This is a genomic window from Microbacterium sp. 69-10 (assembly GCF_001897945.1).
Taxonomy (GTDB): Bacteria; Actinomycetota; Actinomycetes; order Actinomycetales; family Microbacteriaceae; genus Microbacterium.
This window is the reverse complement of record NZ_MKRT01000024.1, coordinates 168,110-172,144: the sequence shown is the minus strand read 5'-3', so window position 1 is coordinate 172,144 and position 4,035 is coordinate 168,110. Positions and strand designations below refer to the sequence as shown.

The following is a 4,035-nucleotide window of genomic DNA, read 5'->3' as shown; positions in this document are numbered from 1 at the left end:
CGATTCGGGGAGCCAGTTGCGCCGCCAGGCCAGTTCGGTCTTCAGATAGGCGGACGGGTCACCCGTGACGACGCCCGCGATCACCTGCCAGGCGAAGCCGACCACCACGGAGAGCAGTCCGAGCGCCACGATGTGCACGATGTGCCGCACCGGAAGGGGTTCGCGATCGCGGCGCAGCCAGCGCAGGATGCCGTGCAGGCCGAGGAAGAGCGCGAACGCCAGGATGCCAGGACGGGTGAACCCCATCACGGGGAGCACCAGGTACAGCCAGGCGTACCGCCGCCGCGCGACGAGGTCGAGCCCGAGCAGCAGCAGCAGTGTGAACAGCGCCTCGGCGTATCCCACCTGGAACAGCGCGGCGAGGGGTCCGCTGGCGAAGAACGCGACCGCCCACATCGCCGCCGAGGCTCCGATGCGCGGGCGCAGCAGGCGGTGCAGCACGATGCACGCGAGAAGCCCCGAGACGAGGGACACGAGCAGGGCGCCAAGACCCCAGTCCCCGAATCCGACCGCGTTCGCGATGTATGCGTACACGGGCATGAACGCCCAGGAGTTCTCGGCGACCTGCCCGGTGGCGGTGGAGGGCAGAGCCTGCGGGTAGCCGTTGACGGCGACCCACCAGTACCACTGCGCGTCCCAGCCCAGCACGAACGAGCGCAGGGTGGGCGCCGGTCCGAAGCGCGACTGCGACGTCGACACCGTGGATGTCAGGACGAGGAATCCGGTCGTGACGAGTCGGGCGATCAGGTAGACGAGCGCGATGCGGCCGATCACCGGCACCCGCGCCCAGCGCCGCAGCGCCGAGCTCAGGATGCCGTCAGCCACGCCCGCAGCCCGCGTTCGACCGCCTCGATCTGCGGGAGCGGCACCCGCTCCTCGTCGTGGTGGGCGAGATGCGGGTCGCCGGGGCCGTAGTTCACGGCGGGGACGCCCAGCGCGGAGAAACGCGCCACATCGGTCCAGCCGTACTTCGCATGCGCCTCGCCGCCGACGGCGGCCAGGAAGCGCTGCGCGATGGGCGCGTCGAGGCCCGGCCGCGCGCCGGCCGCAGCATCCGTGATCTCCACCTCGAAGCCGTCGAAGGCGGCGCGGATGTGCGCCTCGGCATCCGCCACGCTCTTGCTCGGCGCGAACCGGTAGTTGACCTCGACCTCGCACAGGTCGGGGATGACGTTGCCCGCGACCCCGCCGCGGATGCTGACCGCGTTCAGACCCTCGCGGTAGCCGAGCCCCTCGACCATGATCTCGCGGGCACGGTACTCGGCCAGACGCGTGAGGATCGGGGCGGCGCCGTGGATGGCGTTCTCGCCGACCCAGGAGCGCGCGCTGTGCGCCCGCACGCCGCGGGTGCGGATCACGGCGCGCATCGTGCCGTTGCATCCGCCCTCGATGCGTCCGACGGACGGCTCGCCGAGGATCGCGAAGTCGGCCTGGAACAGGTCGGGACGATCGGATGCCAGGAGGAACAGGCCGTTGAGCGACTCCTGCACCTCCTCGTTGTCGTACCACATCCAGGTGATGTCGACCGCGGGCTCGGTGAGCTCGGCGGCCAGCTTGAGCTGCACCGCCACCCCGGCCTTCATGTCGACCGTGCCGCGGCCCCACAGATGCGGGACCCCGTCGATCTCGACGTCGCGCGTGGGCACGTTGCCGTTGATGGGGACGGTGTCGATGTGGCCCGCGATCACGACGCGCTGCGCGCGGCCCAGGTCGGTGCGCGCCACGATCGTGTTGCCGTGCCGAGTCACCTCCAGGTGCGGGAAGGCTCGCATGGTCTGCTCGATCTCGTCGGCGAGGCGGGCCTCGTCGCCGGAGACGCTGGGGATGTCGCAGATCACGCGGGTGATGTCAGCAGAGGATGCGGTCAGATCGAGCACCATGTCACCCACACTAAACCGTGCGTCACATGCCCAGCCTCCGCATGACCTGTCGCGCTAGCGTTGCAGGATGAGCACAGCACGCACGGTCTGGGGCACGGGCCTCAGCACGATCGCCTCCGACGGCACCGTCCTGGACGCATGGTTCCCCGAACTCGGCTTCGGCGAGCAGGATGCCGAGGACGCCGCGGCGGCCGCCTTCACCTGGGATGCCTTCGCCGAACCCGACGAGCGTCGCGGCGTGACGGTCGAGTTCGTGCAGCTGAGCATCGACCTGGACGCGCCGGTCGCGTCAACTCCCGACGCCTACCTGCGTCTGCACGCGCTGTCGCACCTGCTCGTGCGGCCGAACGAGGTCAGCCTGGAGGGCATCTTCGCGCACCTCCCCACCGTGGCCTGGACCAACGCGGGCCCCATGCTGCCCGCCGACGCGGCGCGGCTGCGGCCGCTGCTGCAGCGCCATGGCATCCAGGTGCAGGGACTGGACAAGTTCCCGCGGCTGACCGACTACGTGCAGCCGGCGGGCGTGCGCATCGCCGACGCCTCGCGCGTGCGGCTGGGCGCGCATCTCTCCCCCGGGACGACCGTGATGCACGAGGGCTTCGTCAACTTCAACGCCGGCACCCTGGGCGCCTCGATGGTCGAGGGACGCGTCTCGCAGGGCGTGGTCGTCGGAGACGGCAGCGACATCGGCGGCGGCGCCTCGATCATGGGAACGCTGTCCGGTGGCGGCACGCACCGCATCTCGGTGGGCGCGCGCACCCTGCTCGGCGCGAACGCCGGCATCGGCATCTCGCTGGGCGACGACTGCATCGTCGAGGCGGGGCTCTACCTCACTGCCGGCACCAAGGTGGAGCTCGCGGACGCGGCGCCGACCGCCGAGGGCCGCCGGCAGACCGTGAAGGCCGCCGCGCTCTCCGGCGAGGACGGACTGCTGTTCCGCCGCAACTCCCTGAGCGGCGCGGTCGAGGTCGTCCGCCGTGCGGGCGCCGGCGTCACCCTGAACGAGGCGCTGCACGCCTGACCCGGCGCCTCCGCTCGGGGAGGCTTCCCTCCGTCCCGTCGCTGAGAGCACCACTTGCCGTCGAGAGCACCACTTCCGCGCGTCGGCAGGTGGTGTCCTCGACGGCAGCCGGTGAACTCGAGATGACGGACGGCGGATGCTCGGGCGGGCGGATGCACAGCCGCGGCCATCGGCGACTGCTAGGGTTGATCCGACGCCTCTCGCCAAGCGAGACGTCTGCGTCGTCGACACACTTCCGCCCCGGCATCCGGTCCGCGGTCACATCTCGAGCGGCGAACCGATGCGCGAACCCGCGCCGTCGCCCATTCCGCAGCATCCCTGCGCCTTCCTTATGGAGACACCCATGCCTTCCTTCCTCGACCTCGGCGTGCCCGCCGCCCTCGCGAACGTGCTCGCGGCCGACGGCAAGACCGAGCCGTTCGCCATCCAGCGTGACACCCTCCCCGACTCCCTGGCCGGTCGCGACGTGCTCGGCCGCGGCCGCACCGGCAGCGGCAAGACCATCGCGTTCGCGCTTCCCCTCGTGACGCGGCTGTCGGCATCCGGCACGCAGCGCCGCCCCGGGCACCCCCGCGGCCTCGTGCTGGCCCCCACGCGCGAGCTGGCCACGCAGATCGCAGCCACCGTCAAGCCTCTCGCCGAGGCCGTCGGCATGCGCGTCACCACCGTGTTCGGCGGCGTCAGCCAGCGTCCGCAGGAGCAGGCCATGCGCGCGGGCGTCGACATCGTCGTCGCCTGCCCCGGCCGCCTCGAGGACCTCATGAAGCAGGGAGTGGTCTCCCTGGACTCCGTGGACGTCGCCGTGCTCGACGAGGCCGACCACATGGCCGACCTCGGCTTCCTGCCCGGCGTCACCCGCATCCTCGCCGCCACGCCGAAGAACGGCCAGCGGCTGCTGTTCAGCGCCACGCTCGACCGCGGCATCGACGCACTCGCCAAGCGCTTCCTGCACGACCCCGTCAGCCACGAGGTCGACGAGGCGAGCGTTCCGGTCGGCGAGATGACCCACCGGGTGCTCGTCGCGGCAGATGCCGATGCCAAGAAGCAGCTGGTGCAGGACCTGGCATCCGGCGAGGGCCGCCGCATCCTGTTCACCCGCACCAAGCACCACGCGAAGAAGCTGGCCAAGCAGCT

Annotated in this window: 4 protein-coding genes; 2 read left to right on the top strand and 2 right to left on the bottom strand. The window is 71.3% G+C overall.

The window, feature by feature from the left end; all coding sequences use genetic code 11:
* Both BGN97_RS11870 and dapE read right to left on the bottom strand, forming a co-directional pair.
* On the bottom strand, nt 1-825 hold an 825-nt coding region (locus BGN97_RS11870), incomplete at its 3' end, for a hypothetical protein (RefSeq protein WP_292701667.1).
* On the bottom strand, nt 807-1,880 hold the full coding sequence (dapE, locus tag BGN97_RS11865; protein WP_292701664.1) for a succinyl-diaminopimelate desuccinylase: 1,074 nt from the start codon (nt 1,878-1,880) through the stop codon (nt 807-809). The genes dapE and BGN97_RS11870, both read right to left, overlap by 19 nt.
* Nucleotides 1,881-1,947: 67 nt before the next feature.
* Between dapE and dapD the strand changes: the two genes are divergently transcribed.
* Both dapD and BGN97_RS11855 read left to right on the top strand, forming a co-directional pair.
* The gene (dapD, locus tag BGN97_RS11860) at nt 1,948-2,901 is read left to right on the top strand and encodes a 2,3,4,5-tetrahydropyridine-2,6-dicarboxylate N-succinyltransferase (RefSeq protein WP_292701661.1); all 954 of its coding nucleotides are present in this window, start codon (nt 1,948-1,950) and stop codon (nt 2,899-2,901) included.
* A 343-nt stretch (nt 2,902-3,244) separates the two neighbouring features.
* The coding region (locus BGN97_RS11855) for a DEAD/DEAH box helicase (RefSeq protein ID WP_292701658.1) at nt 3,245-4,035 on the top strand (791 nt) is incomplete at its 3' end.